Raw genomic sequence first — 16,181 nt, forward strand, 5'->3', positions numbered from 1 at the left:
TTAGTTTTAAATAAACGAAATGGAGAGAAACATGTTTTATTTGCTTATATTACGATTAATAAAGCGCCCTTCTTTTTACATATCATTAGCCATTGGTGCAATTTTAGCGATTGCTTATTTTTGGACAGAAGAAATGCCACTCAAAGAACATTTAGAACTTACAGGAGGAATTTCTTTTACCCCTTATACAAAATGGATGGGGATCGGTGGAATATCAGATTATCCAGCACTTTACATGTTCTTATTACCAATTTTGGCAACACTCCCATTTTCAGATCTGTACTCAAGAGATCGGTCAACTGGTTTTTTTCGCTTTTTAATTATTAGAGGAAAACAAAAACAATATTTCTTTAGTTTGTTTCTTATAAACTTTTTAGCAGGTATGCTCACAGCTGTCTTTCCTCTATTATTAAATATTTATTTGTCTTTCATGAGACTTCCAAATATAAAACCTGATAGAGCGATTAACAATGAGATGCCTTTAGACTCTGATAATACTTTCTTACCAGATCTATATTATACACATCCCTTTGTTCATATGCTTTTATATGTCATATTGATTGGTATTTTCTCTGGTATGTTCGCAAGTATAGCTTTGGGATTTGGAATGTTTATTAAAAAATCATTTGTTGTTCTAATTACACCTTTTGCAAGTTTATATGTCATAAACATGGTACTTTCAACACTAGGGCATCAGGAAATGATATCAACAAGCTTCTTGCAACAACAGGCTACAGATGGTGTGAGTCTAGCAAGTCTTGTTTTACACTTGTTTATCGGATTTATGTTAAGTTTTTCATTATACATTCTAGGGGTTAAAAAGAATGTTATTCGTTAAAGAACTACATATCGTTTTACTCGACATATACCGTTATAAAGTGCGATTATTCATCTGGTTTTTTTGTTATTTGCTCTGTATTTTATATTTAGTCAAAGAAAGTATACCGCAACAAGGAATAATGGGAATACCACAATCTTTAAATTTATTTTTCTCTTCCTATACATTTGTTTTCCCCGTATTACCTCTTTTTCTAATGTTTTTTTCATTTGGATTCGTACCTTTTTTTGACTCTTCTCGTTTTGTTCGTTATCAAAAAAGAGAAAGAGTATTTTTATCGTTATTATTACGTGTCTTTTGGATCTGTCTGATATTCACTCTAGTATATCTAATCGGTGGTTTCCTTTTGGGTGGGTTCCTGTCAGGAAGATGGGACAACGTTTGGCTATCTACAAAAGGATCTCCATACTTAATATATGGAGATCAACTACCTTTAGATGAATACTTTTCATCTAATATCATGTTATTGAGATATTTGATTACAAGTTTATTGGCATTCTATCTGATTGGACTATTTGTTGTGGTTTGCTATTTGTTAAGTAAAAAATATATATACAGCTTTATTATCATTTCATCTGCTGTGATTCTTGATAAAATGCTTAATATTTATTTTGGTTTTTCTTTCATTAATGACTCACTGTCATTAGAAATGACATCTTGGCTTATACCAGGTTTATTTTCTAGAATGATTTATTTATTTAGTGGTTTTGGATTACTTTTTACTTTTCTAGCATATAAAATTTTTATCAAACAAGATTTTTTAACTGAATACGGCAATGATCATGAAAAAGAATATTAATCGAGGTGAAACTCATGTCAGAAGAATATATTAAAATTGAGGCATTAAACAAATTTATTAAAAAAAACCAAGTCCTTAAGAATATTAACTTATCATTACAAAAGGGGAATATTTATGGTTTTCGTGGACCTAATGGATCCGGAAAAACAATGTTGTTTCGTGTATTATCCGGATTAGTAAAACCAAGTGATGGAAAAGTAACTGTAGGTGGGAAACAATTACACAGAGACATCTCATTTCCCGAAAATGTTGGAATATTAATAGAGTATCCTGGTTTTATCCCAGAATATACTGGTTTTGCTAACCTAAAATTACTCTCTATGATTCAGAATAAAATTAACGATAACGAAATTTCTGCTGTGATTTCTCGTGTAGGGCTTGATCCAAATGACAAAAGAAAGTTTAAAAAATATTCTCTTGGGATGAAACAACGTTTGGGAATAGCTCAAGCAATTATGGAAAAACCGGATTTGCTCATTTTAGACGAACCTACTAATGCTTTAGATGAGAAAGCAGTCGAAATAGTACATCAATTACTCGTAACATTAAAAAATGAAGGTAAAACAATTTTGATCGCTAGCCATGATAAAGAAACTCTTCAAAAGGTTTCAGATACGATTTATGATATTGAATCTGGTGAAATTATAAAAGAAACGATTGTTGATAGGGATAAAGAAAAATGAGAAAAAAAGTAATAGTAATTTCAGTGATGACTATAATTTTTATCTTAATCAGCATGTTCCGCTATCAACAAGTGAATAGTGAATACTCCAACTATAAAGTAACAGAAAAAAACCTTACGACAAATGAAACGTTTGAATTTCTAAAAATAAGTCATACGTTTAAAAAAGCTAAGAAAATTAATACCATTGATGAAATGAGAAATAAAATAACTGAATACCGCATACCATTTACATTAAAAAATAAAACAAACGATAAACTTCCCCTACATCCTGAATTTTATAGAATGATGAGGGGAGAGGAAGAAACCCAGACCATAGACTTTATTAATAATAAAACAGGCAAAAGAGTTAAAGATATTAAGCCTCATCAATATATAAGCGGTACCGTCACCTTTACATTTGCAAATAATGGTGAGGGAAATTTTAAAACGCCTAAACTCCATATGATCGGGAGTGATGGAATATCAGTTGAGAAATTCATTGTGAAAATTGATTACTTCAAGTAGCATATACTATTCAAATCACAAGAAATACGTCCTTTTGTCCTCTTCTACTTTAAGAGGATTTTTTATATAAAAAGGCGAAGTTTTACTAAAGTTAAAGTACGAAGGAAATTAATATATGAAAGCAGATGAATTCATGCCAAACAATCAAAAATCCACCCCACTCCACTGAAAAATCACCATACCTCCTTCAGCACAGCACACACACAATGCCTTCATCCAAATACAAATAACCAATTGCTACTATACTAGTTGTTTTTTAAAATCTACACAAAGTTAAAGAAGTATTCTTTGAATCAGCCCTATTCTTCTCTCCAAACAACAGCTACCCTTCAATTAAACGTTTCAACTTAAGCTCCGTTTCAGTATCCTCAACTGGAGTATAGACACTGCATCTTAAGTCAGTATCCCCGTACACTTGTAATGAAGTGAGATTAAACAACATTTTCCCTACCTTAGCATGACGAAATTCAATTAATACTTCAGGTGCATAACTGATCTCATTTTCATTCCATATTTTACGAAACTCAGGATATGCCTGCTCCATTTCTTCTATAAATTGCTCATACCAGTCATCCGCCACATACTGTCCATAATACGTTCTAAATATGGCGATATAGCCTCTTACAAAATGCTCCCAATTCACGGCTAAACTTTTAAATTCCTTTCTTGCGAATAGTAAGCGGATGATATTTCTTTCTGCCGGGATGATTTGTTCAAAGTCCAAAAATACATTAGCTGCTGCTTGATTCCACCCAACAATCTGACTTCTTCTATCAGATATAATTGTTGGGCAATAACGAAGTTCCTGCAAAATTTTCACTAAAGCCGGACTGATTTCCTTCTCATTCTCAATGATATAGGATTGTTTCACACCTTCCTCTAACGCTAAAGCGTACAAATATCTCCTTTCATCGTTATTTAATTGTAATGCACTAGAAATCGCATCTAATACCGAAGTAGATACTTTTATATCTCTGCCTTGCTCTAACCATGTATACCAAGTAAGACTCACACCGGCTAGTTGAGCCACTTCTTCTCTTCTGAGTCCTGGTGTTCTTCGGCGGGTTCCTACAGGTAAACCAACCATTTGAGGCGTAATTTTTGAACGTTGGTTTTTTAGAAATTCTGATAATGCTTGAAGTCTTGTTTCAGGTTTCATTAAGGTCTCCTTTTAAAATATTATTCATTATACTAGGATAAACAACAACTTGTAATAGGATAACACAATGGCTAAAGTTAATAAAAACAAGGAGGGAATGATCATGAAAAGAGTTGTCATTACTGGAATGGGAGTTATTTCCCCGCTAGGAAATGATATAGATAGCTTTTGGAATCAATTAGTTAAAGGACAATCAGGAATATCTCTCATTGATTCTTTTGATACGACTGATTATAAAACAAAAATAGCTGGAATCGTTCGTGATTTCGATGCAGATGAAATATTAGGGAGAAAAGAAGCAAAACGATTAGATCGTTTTAGTCAGTTTGCCTTAGCAGCCGCCGAACAAGCATTAGAACATTCACAATTACAGTTAGATCAAGTAGATCTTGAACGTTTAGGCGTATATGTTGGTTCAGGAATCGGGGGCATACAATCGCTTGTTGATAATGTGAATGTATTAGATAAACGAGGTCCATCGAGAGTAAGCCCTAGCCTTGTCCCCATGATGATTTCAAATGCAGCTGCGGCCCAAATCAGCATCAAATTGGGCGCACAAGGGCCATCATTGTCACCAGTCACAGCTTGCTCTATTGGGAACACCTCTATTGGTGAAGCTTTCAATGCGATCCGAAACGATGAAGCAGATATTATATTTGCCGGTGGAGCAGAAGCTGCCGTCAATCAGATATCTTTGGCTAGCTTTGGAAACGCACATGCACTATCTACTAGAAACCAAGACCCAAGTAGAGCCAGCCGCCCATTCGATACAGATAGAGATGGCTTTGTGATGAGTGAAGGCGCAGGTATCTTAGTATTAGAATCATTAGACAACGCAATTCATAGAGATGCGCCGATATTATGTGAAGTAGTGGGATACGGGGCTAGTTCAGATGCACATCATATGGTCGCTTCACACCCAGAAGGTAGGGGTGCCTACTTAGCCATGAAGAAAGCATTGAGAAGTGCAGATATATCAACAAGTGAAATCGATGTTATTAGTGCTCATGCAACAAGTACACAAGTAGGTGATCGTTCAGAAGTTCTAGCCATTAAGAAATTATTTGGTGATCTTTCAGGCGAAATTCCAACAACGGCGAACAAGTCAATGACTGGGCACATGTTTGGTGCTGCTGGCGGAGTAGAAGCGATTGCTTTAGTGGAAAGTTTGAGACGAGGAATGATTCCGCCAACTATTAATGTAGAGAAACAAGATCCAGATTGCAATTTAGATGTTGTATTAGAAGCGAGACAGCTTCCATTGAAATATGGGCTATCCAATTCTTTTGGTTTTGGAGGACATAATTCAGCCATCTTGTTAAAACATTACGATTGAAGTAGGAAAAAGGTGAAATACTGAAATGACAAGGGTTTATGACCCTTGTTTTTTTATGATGGGAATACCTAACAGATAAATGATGACGAGCCTCAGCAATCTGATATATTAAATGGAGAAAAGAAAATACTTAAAAAATTGAAAGAGCAGGTGACCCATGCCAAACAACCAAACACCCACCCCACTCATCACGGAAAAATCACCCTACCTCCTTCAACACGCCCACAACCCAGTTCACTGGTACCCGTGGGGGCAAGAAGCCTTCGACAAAGCGAAACGTGAAAATAAACCGGTGCTTGTCAGCATCGGCTATGCCACTTGCCACTGGTGCCATGTTTGCACAGCTACACATAAAATATGTTATTCTATTCTTAGGCTTTATATGCTATTTTACGAAATGCTTGTCAGAACTGTATTATTCAAATTCACATAAAATATTTTGTAGATATAATAGAGGAGGAGCCAAATTGACTTTACATCATTTTATTGCGGCTAATGAAAAACTTCCTATTGGTGAGTTTGGCTATAGCCCAACATTTAAACCAATTTCTGAATTAAAGATTAAAGGAGTTTCTTTCAACAAAAAATTGTTTAAGAAAAATCGATATAAAAATGAACATTCACTTTTAAAAGTCTATGAAACCGAAGAAGATGCATACGGAATAGATATCATTCATTTATCACATGAATATGAAGCAGTCTCAAACAAATTTACACACCCTTATATATATGAAATACAAGGATATCTACACTCAAATAATACAACTGGTCAACGAAAATCTATTCAATCCCTTTTTTTTTATATTGAAGAACACATATCAAAAGGTGACTCAGTTGAATTATATTCCTGTTTAGACGGTTATGAGGATGAAGATAAGGATGAAAGTTTGGATTTAGTTATTAATCTAAAGACTAAACAATTTGGGAAACATTTAAAGTTTAAAGACATAAATCATCTTAGTCAAATCTTCTATTTGGAAGACAAACAATACATCTTAATTAAGATATAAAGATGAGAACGCCCATATCATTTTAAAAGTAAGGAAACTATATTATTAGCCTCCTTACTTTTATATCTAAACACTATTATTGAATACTAAATAGCCTTAATCCCATTTTTCCATATGTACTTTTAATTCTGGTATACTTAATATCCTTTGTATCTCTGTATCATTTTCCGTTTCTATATAACTTTCTTCTTCATGTGAAGAGGTAACCAGCCATTCTTCTCCATTTTTGAAGAAGGACAAGTCTTCTGGTAAATTTGGTTGCTCCCAATCATATAAAGAATTTGCAAATTCTTTTAAAATACTCTTCGCATTTTCATCTGTATAGTAGTAATAAACTTTCGCTGTTTTATTGTCTCCTAGAATTGTGCTAGCCCATTCTGATTGTTCTTTCATCTCTTTCAATGAACTTTCGAGTTTTTTTAGGAAGGGATCAAAAGATTTTAAAGATCCCATATCTTTTCTCAAAACTAAATGAAACTCATCACAAATTTCGAAAGCCAAATCAATTAATTTGGAGTACTGCTCGCCTTTTGGATTTTCATCAATAACTAACATATTTACACCTTCTCATATACCCATTTTTTAGATTTTTTTAATATTAGAAGTTCATATTTTCAAGACTGTTCTCAATTATCTTGCTGCACCATAAAAAGCATGTGATGCCATACGGATGCCTTTCCCCTGCCTATATCCAGAGATAGGATGATAATGATAATGTTTACCTTTACCCTTTTTATCTATCTCTGCACCAGTAATTTTCTTAATTGGGCTAGCAGCTTTAGCAATAGATTTTGCATTGTTCTTTGAAGTAGACCATGTATCTTCACCTTTTTTAAGTCGTGCAATTGCCGCAGACCTTTTTAACCCATTACCAATAAATAATCCTTTAGACTTTCTAACTGCCATGTAATGAGTGTATGTTCTTTTATGCTTCTTAAACTCAGAATATGCAACATAAGTAACTCCTAAAATAGTCACCGCTAGACCCATTGAAATTAAATGTACTAAAAGTGCTTCTCCAATAACAATCCCTACCGGTATAAACCAAACAAATGAAGCTGTTATCTCATCTGAATTAATTTTATATTTTTCATTTGTTTCGGTGTCAATAAAAGTTCCTTCTATCTTATCATCTGTTGCATTTTCAACTTTAATTTTATATTCTTTACCTTTTTCACCAGTAACCTCAGAAAGCTCATCGGTTTCTAATGAGAACTCCATATTCTTTTTGTCTAGAGTCATTACACCTCTAACTTCGCCTTTTTCTGCTGCAATTACTAATTTTTCTTCATTGTTAATGAGAATTTGATAATCTTTATTACCCAAAGCCTCAGTTTTTGATTCTGAAATAAAAGTAAACATTATTAACAAGCTCAAAAAAATTGAAATACTCTTCTTAATAAATTTCATTGAAAATATCCCCTTTACTTAAAAATTATCAATCCTTCTCCATATGTTTCATCTTTTCCTTCTTCACCAAGATCTATAGATAATTCAGACAATCTATGCTTCACTTGATAATATATATTATCTTTTGAATTTATCCCAAATTTATCTTTATTCTGTAGAATTAATGACACTATACCGGTAACATGAGCAGCTGCTAAAGATGTACCACTTTCAGTTTCATACCCATTATTAATAGATAATATAGGGATATCTACGCCAGGTGCAGAAAAATCAATCTTTCCTTTAGAAGAAAAAACAGCTAGTTGATTATTCCTATCTACTGCATTAATAGAAATAACTTTTTTATAGGCAGCTGGATAATCAGCTGGTCCACCATAATTGTTTCCTGCGGCTGCAATAACTATTATTCCTCTGTTAACTGCTTTATCAATTACATTTCTTAATATTGATTTATCCTTAGATAAACCAAAACTTAAATTTATGACATGAATGTTATTATCGATGCACCATTCAATAGCTGTAACAAGTTTATCTATTGAACCTTTTCCTTTATCGTTTAATACTTTAACTGAATATATTTCAGTTTCTGGAGCAATTCCAACTAATCCAAAGCTATTATCTTTAGCAGCTATAATACCTGCAATAGCAGTTCCATGCCCTACTTTGTCATTTGAGGTTGATGATGTCTTGTTTATTGCATTATATTCCCCCTTAATTTTTCCTTTTAGATCTTTGTGCTCTTTATCAATACCACTATCTAATACAGCAACTCTTATTTTCTCTTTTCCTCTTAAACCCCATATTGAATTAGCATTAATTTTTTCAACACCCCATGGTACTTCTTGTACTAAATTATGATTAATTTTTTTTGTTTTATTTTTCTCCTGATGATTAAATAAAAAGAGTATCAAAAGACCTAACGAAGAGATTACTAGAATTAATAGTATATATATTTTTCTTATTTCCAACACCACTTTTAACACATATTTTCACAAAAACACAAAAAGCTATTATAACAGCTTGTTATTAATAATAAAATACATAAAAGGAAATTTTTTTGATAAATCCCATTTCGAAGACGTTAATAGAGGTTTTATATAATTAATGAAATTAAGAAAAGACTTGAAAGCGAATCTATTGAAAGGTAAAATTCCCACAGCAATTCCTATAAATATTGGATCTAATAATAGTTTTTTGATTTTTGCTCAACTTCAAAATTTTAGAAAATAAAGAACTGTCGGTTATTTTTCTACGTACTTTTATTGAAGTAGTACCATTTAAGTTCAAACGAAAATTCCTTAATCCCATCACCCTTTACACTCAAAAAGATTTGATCAATTAATTTATTTACTCAATTGATAAATAAATGAAAGAAGGAGATTCCATGTCTACTAACAATAAACCCAACAGATTAATCACTGAAAAATCTCCATACCTTCTCCAACACTCCCATAACCCAGTTAACTGGTATCCATGGGAAAAAGAAGCATTTGATAAAGCGAAACGTGAAAATAAACCGGTGCTTGTCAGCATCGGCTATGCCACTTGTCACTGGTGCCACGTCATGGCACACGAAAGCTTTGAAGATCCACAAGTCGCTGACATCCTAAACGAGCATTTCATTTCAATCAAAGTCGATCGTGAGGAGCGTCCAGATATTGACTCGATGTATATGTCCGTTTGTCAGATGATGACTGGGCAAGGCGGCTGGCCGCTCAACGTGTTTGTCACGCCTGATCAAAAGCCGTTTTATGCGGGGACTTATTTTCCAAAAAGAAGTGCTTACGGACGTCCTGGCTTCATTGAAGCACTGACGCAATTGCTCGATGCGTACCATAACGACCGAGATCATATTGAATCATTGGCAGAAAAGGCAACAAATAATTTGCGGATCAAGGCAGCAGGGCAGACAGAAAATACGCTCACTCAGGAGTCGATTCACAAAGCCTATTATCAGCTCATGAGCAGCTTTGATACGCTGTATGGCGGCTTCGGTTCTGCACCTAAATTTCCCGCACCTCATATGCTCACGTTTCTCATGCGTTATTTTGCATGGACAGGGCAAGAAAATGCGTTATATGCCGTCACAAAAACGTTAAACGGCATGGCAAACGGCGGTATTTATGATCATATTGGTTCTGGATTTACTCGGTATTCAACTGATGAAAAATGGCTTGTGCCGCATTTTGAAAAGATGCTGTATGATAACGCCTTGCTAATAGATGCCTACACCGAAGCCTATCAAATCACTCAACATCATGAGTACGAAAAGCTTGTCCAGGACCTCATTCAATTTATCAAACGAGACATGATGAATCGTGACGGCTCTTTTTATTCGGCAATCGATGCCGATTCAGAAGGAAAAGAAGGGCAATATTACGTTTGGACAAAAAAGGAGATCATGACCCATTTAGGCGATGACCTCGGCACTTTATTTTGTGCGGTCTATCACATCACAGAGGAAGGAAATTTTGAAGGACAGAACATCCCTCATACCATTTCCACCTCATTTGATGACATCAAGGCAGCATATTCAATCGACGACCAAACCCTTTATTCTAAACTGCAATCCGCTCGACACATCTTACTCACTGTAAGACAGCAGCGACCTGCACCGCTAATCGATGACAAGGTACTCACCTCGTGGAATGCGCTGATGATCTCCGCACTTGCCAAAGCAGGAAGTGTCTTTCATGAAAAAGAGGCCATACGCATGGCAAAACAGGCGATGTCTTTTCTCGAAACACACCTCGTCCAGCAGGAACGGCTCATGGTCCGCTACAGGGAAGGGGACGTGAAGCATCTAGGCTTTATCGAAGATTATGCGCACATGCTCACAGCATATATGTCTTTATACGAAGCGACCTTTGACCTAGATTGGCTGACAAAAGCCAGAGCCGTTGCTGAAAATATGTTTGAACTGTTTTGGGATGAGCAAATCGGGGGCTTTTTCTTCTCAGGCTCAGATGCAGAAGCGCTTATCGTTCGTGAAAAAGAAGTATACGACGGGGCCATGCCGTCTGGTAACAGTACTGCACTCCAACACCTTCTGAAACTAAGCAGAATGATCGGACGTCAAGACTGGATCGAAACACTAGAGAAGATGTTCAGCGCCTTTTACGTTGATGTCTCTTCCTATCCAAGCGGACATACCGCCTTTTTACAAGGACTATTGAGCCAATATGCCGCAAACCGAGAAATCATTATTCTTGGGAAAAAGGGCGACCCGCAAAAAGAACAGCTTCTACAAGCATTGCAAAAACGATTCATGCCATTTGATCTCATTTTAACTGCCGAAACAGGGCAAGAACTAGCAAAACTCGCACCTTTTGCAAAAAATTACAAAACGATCAACGACAGCATGACAGTCTATATTTGCGAGAACTACAGTTGCCGCCAGCCGATCACCAATCTCGACGAAGCGATGGAACAATTATTTCAAATTTAAGCTGTCATATGATGACTATGAGAAGACAAAATGAGGACAAACAGATAAAAAACATGTCAATCCGCTAACAAATTGTCTGTACGGTTTTATTTTTCCTAAAAAACGGTTAGAATGCGCACTAGATGTTCTCATACCGAAGGGAGAGAAAATAATTGAAAAAAGTATCATATACACTCATTGCTTGTCTGTTATCAGTGGGGCTTGCAGCCTGCTCATCAAACGATGCGAAACAGGATAAGCAAAACGATTCAGCAAAAAGCAAGGAAACAACACAGGCTGACCAAAAAGAGCAGCAAAAGCAAATGGAAGAGATGCAAAAGAAATTAGACGCACAAAAAATTGATGATCAAAAGGTCGTTGCGACCGTCAACAAAGATAAAATCACAGGAAGTGAATACAATAGCGCCCTATCGACCATTCAAGGTCAACTTCAGCAGTCAGGACAAGACCCAACATCTAAAGAAGGCGCAAAAGCTGTCAAGAAGCAAACCATTGATGCGCTAGTAGGTCAAGAGCTCATCCTGCAAGATGCTGAGAAGAAGGGCTATAAAGCCTCTGACAAGCAAGTCGATAAGCAGCTAAAAGAAGAAAAGAAACAATTTAAAGACAATGCTCAATTTGAAGAAGCACTCAAAAAGAGCGGACTGACAATGGATCAGCTGAAAAGTGATATTGCCGACAGCATCAAATACAGCCAATATGTCGACAAAGAAATCAAATCAGCCTCTGTGTCTGAAAAAGACGTCAAAGCGTACTATGACCAATACGCCGAACAAATGAAAAAACAAAAACAAAAAGCACCTGATTTCAAAGACGTCAAATCACAAATCAAGAAGCAGTTAGAATCTCAAGAAAAGCAAAAAGAAGTACAAAAAGAAATTGATCAACTAAAGAAATCTGCAAAAATTGATGTATCAATTTAACCACTATTAAAAATCCGCCATTGTGCGGATTTTTTTCATCACTTCATGAACTGTTTTTCCAAAATAATGACAAAAGCCTCATCATAAACATCTTCTCCATCCGATATGATGGGAGTACAAAAGAAAGCGTTATCAATTCTTTTGTCTCTGAAAAAGTACAAGATCAAAGACAGACCTCGTACTTTTGTTTCAGTCATATCTACAAGAGGAGGATGTTTATGTTCAAATGGTTCAAACCAGCTCCGCATATCGACAGGCTCGATGATGCCAAAACAGACGAAACCTATAAACGGCTGCGTCTGCAAGTCTTTTTGGGGATCTTTATCGGATATGCGGGCTACTATTTGCTGCGCAAAAATTTCGCATTTGCCATCCCTTATTTACAGGAAGAGGGGTTCACAAAAAGTGAATTAGGCTTTGTACTAGCGGCCGTTTCAATCGCTTATGGCTTTAGTAAATTCATTATGGGGATGATCTCAGACCGGTGTAACCCAAGATACTTTTTAGCCGCTGGACTCTTTCTATCAGCTCTTATCAATATTCTATTTGTCTCATTTCCATGGGTGACATCCAGTGTATGGATCATGTTTTTATTCATGTTCTTAAACGGCTGGTTTCAAGGAATGGGGTGGCCGCCATGCGGACGAACGATGGCGCATTGGTTTTCGGTGAGTGAACGTGGAACGAAAATGTCGATTTGGAACGTCGCTCACAATATCGGCGGGGGGATTCTTGCACCGCTTATTACATTAGGAATTGTTTTGTTTGCGACGTGGAAAAGTATCTTTTTCTTCCCTGCCATCATCGCCATTATCGTCTCCTTCGTCATCATTCTTCTCGTACGGGACACCCCGCAATCCGCTGGTCTTCCGCCAATTGAAGAATACCGAAATGACTATCCGGCACAACAATATGAAGATCAAGAAAAAGAATTAACCGTAAAAGAGATTTTGTTTAAATATGTACTCAACAACAAATTCCTTTGGTATATCGCCATTGCCAACGTCTTTGTGTACTTTGTCCGTTATGGGGTCGTAGACTGGGCACCTACCTATTTAACAGAAGCAAAAGGATTCTCACCAGAGCATTCACGCTGGTCTTATTTCCTTTATGAATATGCAGGCATCCCTGGTACATTATTGTGCGGGTGGATTAGTGACCGCTTCTTTAGAAGCCGCCGCGCACCTGCTGGCGTCCTCTTTATGATTGGCGTGTTAATTGCGGTTCTTGTGTACTGGTTAAACCCTGCTGGCAATCCAATGGTTGATAATATTGCCCTCATCAGCATCGGGTTTTTAATTTACGGACCCGTCATGCTCATTGGACTGCAAGCCATTGATCTCGCTCCGAAAAAAGCCGCTGGCACTGCTGCCGGGCTGACAGGATTCTTTGGATATATTGGTGGCTCTGCTTTTGCTAATGCCATGATGGGTGTCGTCGTCGATCACTATGACTGGACAGGAGGTTTCATTTTACTAGTTGGTTCTTGTATCCTTGCGATTGTGTTCCTCGCCATGACATGGAATACAGGAAAACGCGTAGAGCAAGCTTAATGAAAATCACATAAAAGATTCATCTCCGCCCAACATGCCCTTTACATCTATTTCTTATGATGGAGGCAGTTACCGTAAAAGGAGGATAAAATATGAAGAAAAGTAGATTACTTGCTTTCGTGTTACTCTCTTTTGCTTTACTGTCTTTTGGTTGGGTGCCGACCACCATATCGGCACATGAACATCTTTTATCTCCAGATCGCATTTTAACCGTTGCACACCGCGGAGCATCAGGGTATGCCCCAGAGCATACCCTAGCTTCCTACAAGCTCGCCTCAAAGATGAATGCAGATTACCTCGAACTCGACCTTCAAATGACAAAGGATGGGCACCTCATCGTCATGCACGATGAAACGGTTGACCGGACGACAAACGGAACCGGCTGGGTCAAAGACCTTACACTTGCCGAAATCAAACAGCTCGATGCCGGTGCATGGTTTAACGAAGCCAACCCCGACAAACAAAATACCCACTATATTGGACAGCAAGTCCTCACATTAGATGAGGTATTACGCTACTTCGGTAAACGAGAAAATTATTATATTGAAACCAAAAAACCAGACATCTATCCACAAATGGAAGAAAAGCTATTGGCCGTCTTAAAGAAACATCACCTTCTTGGAAAACATACGAGAAAAGGGCAGGTCATCATCCAATCTTTCAGCCAAGAAAGTCTATTAAAATTGCAGAAACTCGCCCCTCGGCTTCCAAAAGTACAGCTATTAGATAGAGCGCAAATGACGTCTATTACAGATGATCAGCTCGACTTCATCAAATCATATGCAGTGGGGGTCGGACCGAATTTTAGAGCTTTGACACTTGAAAATGTCCAGCAGGTCAGAAGCCACGGACTCCTCCTTCACCCATATACGGTAAACAGCGAAGCAGACATGACACGTCTTCTACAATACGGCGTCACCGGTCTTTTCACCAACTTTCCAGATGTCTTTCAGCGTGTCAAAGCTTCTCTGTAAACGACAAAAGCCTTGCGGGTCGACTCCGCAAGGCTTTTGATTATTTCACCGTTTGATCACAAGAAGCTGTTTCAATCGGTTTTCGTTTACCAATTCCAAATACAAAAAAGCTAAGCGCCACTAAAATCAGGAACCCAATTGCCACAATAAGAGAAATTCGTGTATCCTGATTAATCAGCATAAACACAAGCACCATCAGCAAGAATCCGATTGTCAAATAGTTAGAAAATGGCGCAAGCGGCAACTTAAACGGATGCTGATCAAGCGCTGCCCCCTTCGCCTTTCTGAAGCCAATGTGACTAATTAAAATCACAAACCAAGGCACCATACCAGGAAGGACACTCGCACTATACACATAAACGAATATGTTTGGTGGAGAAACATAGTTTAAGACCACCCCAACCGCTAAACCAATCAGCACAGCAAATGTCCCAAAATACGGTACACCATTCTTCGAAATTTTTGTAAAGAAAGCAGGTGCCTGTCCATTCACACCTAATGTATAAAGCATACGTCCCGCACTGAAGATTCCACTATTACAGCCGGACATCGCTGCTGTAATGACAACAAAGTTAATAATACCTGCTGCTGCCGTAATTCCAATTTTCGCAAACGTCGCCACAAATGGACTGCCGAGCGTATTCAGCTGATCCCACGGATACACCGTTACGATGACAAAGATCGCACCGATATAGAAAATCAAAATACGCCAGATGATGCTTTTGATGGCATTTGTAAGCGTCTTTTGCGGATTTTGCGCCTCACCTGCAGTAATCCCAATGAGCTCTACCCCTTGATAGGCAGCAATCACTAGGGACAATGCAAACAAGAAACCACTAAATCCACCTGTAAAGAATCCGCCGTGCGCCCAAAGGTTAGACAAACCAATCGCTGTTCCACCATTGCCAAACCCAAAGAAAATAATGCCTAAACCTGCAATGATCATTAAAATAATCGTCACAATCTTGATCATCGCAAACCAGAATTCAAACTCACCGAATGACTTAACCGAAATCAAGTTGGCCGCACCTAAAATGATCATGGCGATTAATCCGGGAATCCACGCCGGTAACTCCGGGAACCAATATTTCATATAAGCGCCTACGGCGATAATCTCAGACATTCCAACAATGACCCACTGGAACCAGTTACTCCAAGCTGTCATATACCCCGCAAGCGGATGAATATATTGATGCCCAAATGTAGCAAACGATCCCGTACTCGGTTCAAGATACAACATTTCTCCCATCGCACGCATAATAAAAAAGATAAAAATACCACACACTGCGTACGCTAGAAGAACCGATGGACCTGTCCATTGAATGGCTTTAGCTGACCCCATAAATAAGCCAACACCAATTGTGCCGCCAAGCGCAATCATTTGAATATGACGAGCACTTAACCCTCTCTTTAATTCCTTTTGAGCCACTTCTATTCCCCCTCATCAACAAACAACATAAAAAATAAAAAATCAGAATTTTCATTCTGATTCAAAATCTTCAATCTTTCGATGTATATTATCATAATAAATCTACCCTTAAA

15 protein-coding genes and 2 pseudogenes are annotated in these 16,181 nt (G+C 37.3%); 12 read left to right on the forward strand and 5 right to left on the reverse strand.

What is annotated here, in order from left to right:
* Positions 1-31: 31 nt before the first annotated feature.
* The 4 genes from ACTJKA_RS15925 to ACTJKA_RS15940 are packed head-to-tail and all read left to right on the forward strand — an operon-like array spanning position 32 to position 2,826.
* A complete protein-coding gene (locus tag ACTJKA_RS15925) occupies positions 32-838 on the forward strand; it encodes a hypothetical protein (protein WP_008359329.1) in 807 nt (268 codons plus the stop codon).
* Complete coding sequence (locus tag ACTJKA_RS15930; RefSeq protein WP_440607842.1) at positions 825-1,637, forward strand: hypothetical protein; 813 nt, start codon at positions 825-827, stop codon at positions 1,635-1,637. The genes ACTJKA_RS15925 and ACTJKA_RS15930 overlap by 14 nt, the downstream gene beginning before the upstream one ends.
* Before the next feature lie 14 nt (positions 1,638-1,651).
* Positions 1,652-2,320 carry an ATP-binding cassette domain-containing protein gene (locus ACTJKA_RS15935; protein ID WP_008359334.1) on the forward strand — a complete coding sequence of 223 codons (669 nt, stop codon included), beginning with the start codon at positions 1,652-1,654 and terminating at the stop codon, positions 2,318-2,320.
* Positions 2,317-2,826 carry a hypothetical protein gene (locus tag ACTJKA_RS15940; protein ID WP_171464921.1) on the forward strand — a complete coding sequence of 170 codons (510 nt, stop codon included), beginning with the start codon at positions 2,317-2,319 and terminating at the stop codon, positions 2,824-2,826. Before ACTJKA_RS15935 ends, ACTJKA_RS15940 begins: the two co-directional genes overlap by 4 nt.
* Positions 2,827-3,148: 322 nt before the next feature.
* Here the strand turns inward: ACTJKA_RS15940 and ACTJKA_RS15945 are convergent, their stop codons facing one another.
* Complete coding sequence (locus ACTJKA_RS15945; protein ID WP_008359338.1) at positions 3,149-3,985, reverse strand: helix-turn-helix transcriptional regulator; 837 nt, start codon at positions 3,983-3,985, stop codon at positions 3,149-3,151.
* Positions 3,986-4,088: 103 nt separating this feature from the next.
* On the opposite strand from ACTJKA_RS15945, the gene fabF reads away from it, so the two are divergent.
* The 3 genes and pseudogenes from fabF (at position 4,089) to ACTJKA_RS15960 (ending at position 6,331) form a co-directional block, all read left to right on the forward strand.
* A complete protein-coding gene (gene fabF, locus ACTJKA_RS15950) occupies positions 4,089-5,321 on the forward strand; it encodes a beta-ketoacyl-ACP synthase II (protein ID WP_411238487.1) in 1,233 nt (410 codons plus the stop codon).
* Between the two features lie 157 nt (positions 5,322-5,478).
* Positions 5,479-5,658 (forward strand): annotated as a pseudogene (locus ACTJKA_RS15955) (DUF255 domain-containing protein); the annotation flags it as partial.
* Between the two features lie 130 nt (positions 5,659-5,788).
* Complete coding sequence (locus tag ACTJKA_RS15960; RefSeq protein ID WP_171464917.1) at positions 5,789-6,331, forward strand: hypothetical protein; 543 nt, start codon at positions 5,789-5,791, stop codon at positions 6,329-6,331.
* A 96-nt stretch (positions 6,332-6,427) separates the two neighbouring features.
* On the opposite strand, the gene ACTJKA_RS15965 is transcribed toward ACTJKA_RS15960, so the two are convergent.
* From ACTJKA_RS15965 to ACTJKA_RS15975, 3 genes are all read right to left on the reverse strand, one after another.
* A complete protein-coding gene (locus tag ACTJKA_RS15965) occupies positions 6,428-6,886 on the reverse strand; it encodes a stage III sporulation protein AH (RefSeq protein WP_171464916.1) in 459 nt (152 codons plus the stop codon).
* Positions 6,887-6,961: 75 nt separating this feature from the next.
* Positions 6,962-7,741: an SAR2788 family putative toxin gene (locus tag ACTJKA_RS15970; protein ID WP_171464915.1), complete on the reverse strand. Its 780-nt coding sequence runs from the start codon at positions 7,739-7,741 to the stop codon at positions 6,962-6,964.
* Positions 7,742-7,755: 14 nt separating this feature from the next.
* Positions 7,756-8,724, reverse strand: coding sequence for a S8 family peptidase (locus ACTJKA_RS15975; RefSeq protein WP_265153607.1), 969 nt, complete (start codon positions 8,722-8,724; stop codon positions 7,756-7,758).
* A 401-nt stretch (positions 8,725-9,125) separates the two neighbouring features.
* On the opposite strand from ACTJKA_RS15975, the pseudogene ACTJKA_RS15980 reads away from it, so the two are divergent.
* The 5 genes and pseudogenes from ACTJKA_RS15980 to ACTJKA_RS16000 form a co-directional block, all read left to right on the forward strand.
* Positions 9,126-9,617: pseudogene (locus tag ACTJKA_RS15980) on the forward strand (thioredoxin domain-containing protein); the annotation flags it as partial.
* A gap of 780 nt (positions 9,618-10,397) precedes the next feature.
* Positions 10,398-11,189: an AGE family epimerase/isomerase gene (locus ACTJKA_RS15985; protein ID WP_268357680.1), complete on the forward strand. Its 792-nt coding sequence runs from the start codon at positions 10,398-10,400 to the stop codon at positions 11,187-11,189.
* Positions 11,190-11,341: 152 nt separating this feature from the next.
* On the forward strand, positions 11,342-12,112 hold the full coding sequence (locus ACTJKA_RS15990; protein WP_008359353.1) for a SurA N-terminal domain-containing protein: 771 nt from the start codon (positions 11,342-11,344) through the stop codon (positions 12,110-12,112).
* Positions 12,113-12,330: 218 nt separating this feature from the next.
* Positions 12,331-13,665, forward strand: coding sequence for a glycerol-3-phosphate transporter (gene glpT, locus ACTJKA_RS15995; protein WP_008343899.1), 1,335 nt, complete (start codon positions 12,331-12,333; stop codon positions 13,663-13,665).
* 92 nt (positions 13,666-13,757) lie between these two features.
* On the forward strand, positions 13,758-14,639 hold the full coding sequence (locus ACTJKA_RS16000; RefSeq protein ID WP_265153608.1) for a glycerophosphodiester phosphodiesterase: 882 nt from the start codon (positions 13,758-13,760) through the stop codon (positions 14,637-14,639).
* A 40-nt stretch (positions 14,640-14,679) separates the two neighbouring features.
* Here the strand turns inward: ACTJKA_RS16000 and ACTJKA_RS16005 are convergent, their stop codons facing one another.
* Positions 14,680-16,068, reverse strand: coding sequence for an amino acid permease (locus tag ACTJKA_RS16005; protein WP_171464912.1), 1,389 nt, complete (start codon positions 16,066-16,068; stop codon positions 14,680-14,682).
* Positions 16,069-16,181: the final 113 nt, after the last annotated feature.

It is taken from the genome of Bacillus sp. 22190 (assembly GCF_052045575.1).
In the GTDB taxonomy this organism is placed as follows: domain Bacteria; phylum Bacillota; class Bacilli; order Bacillales; family Bacillaceae; genus Bacillus; species Bacillus altitudinis.

Bases quoted from the DNA above. Each gene is read 5' to 3' on its own strand.
- ACTJKA_RS15925 (WP_008359329.1), top strand. From the start codon at position 32: ATGTTTTATTTGCTTATATTACGATTAATAAAGCGCCCTTCTTTTTAC.
- ACTJKA_RS15930 (WP_440607842.1), top strand. From the start codon at position 825: ATGTTATTCGTTAAAGAACTACATATCGTTTTACTCGACATATACCGT.
- ACTJKA_RS15935 (WP_008359334.1), top strand. From the start codon at position 1,652: ATGTCAGAAGAATATATTAAAATTGAGGCATTAAACAAATTTATTAAA.
- ACTJKA_RS15940 (WP_171464921.1), top strand. From the start codon at position 2,317: ATGAGAAAAAAAGTAATAGTAATTTCAGTGATGACTATAATTTTTATC.
- ACTJKA_RS15945 (WP_008359338.1), bottom strand. From the start codon at position 3,985: ATGAAACCTGAAACAAGACTTCAAGCATTATCAGAATTTCTAAAAAAC.
- fabF (WP_411238487.1), top strand. From the start codon at position 4,089: ATGAAAAGAGTTGTCATTACTGGAATGGGAGTTATTTCCCCGCTAGGA.
- ACTJKA_RS15965 (WP_171464916.1), bottom strand. From the start codon at position 6,886: ATGTTAGTTATTGATGAAAATCCAAAAGGCGAGCAGTACTCCAAATTA.
- ACTJKA_RS15970 (WP_171464915.1), bottom strand. From the start codon at position 7,741: ATGAAATTTATTAAGAAGAGTATTTCAATTTTTTTGAGCTTGTTAATA.
- ACTJKA_RS15985 (WP_268357680.1), top strand. From the start codon at position 10,398: ATGATCTCCGCACTTGCCAAAGCAGGAAGTGTCTTTCATGAAAAAGAG.
- glpT (WP_008343899.1), top strand. From the start codon at position 12,331: ATGTTCAAATGGTTCAAACCAGCTCCGCATATCGACAGGCTCGATGAT.
- ACTJKA_RS16000 (WP_265153608.1), top strand. From the start codon at position 13,758: ATGAAGAAAAGTAGATTACTTGCTTTCGTGTTACTCTCTTTTGCTTTA.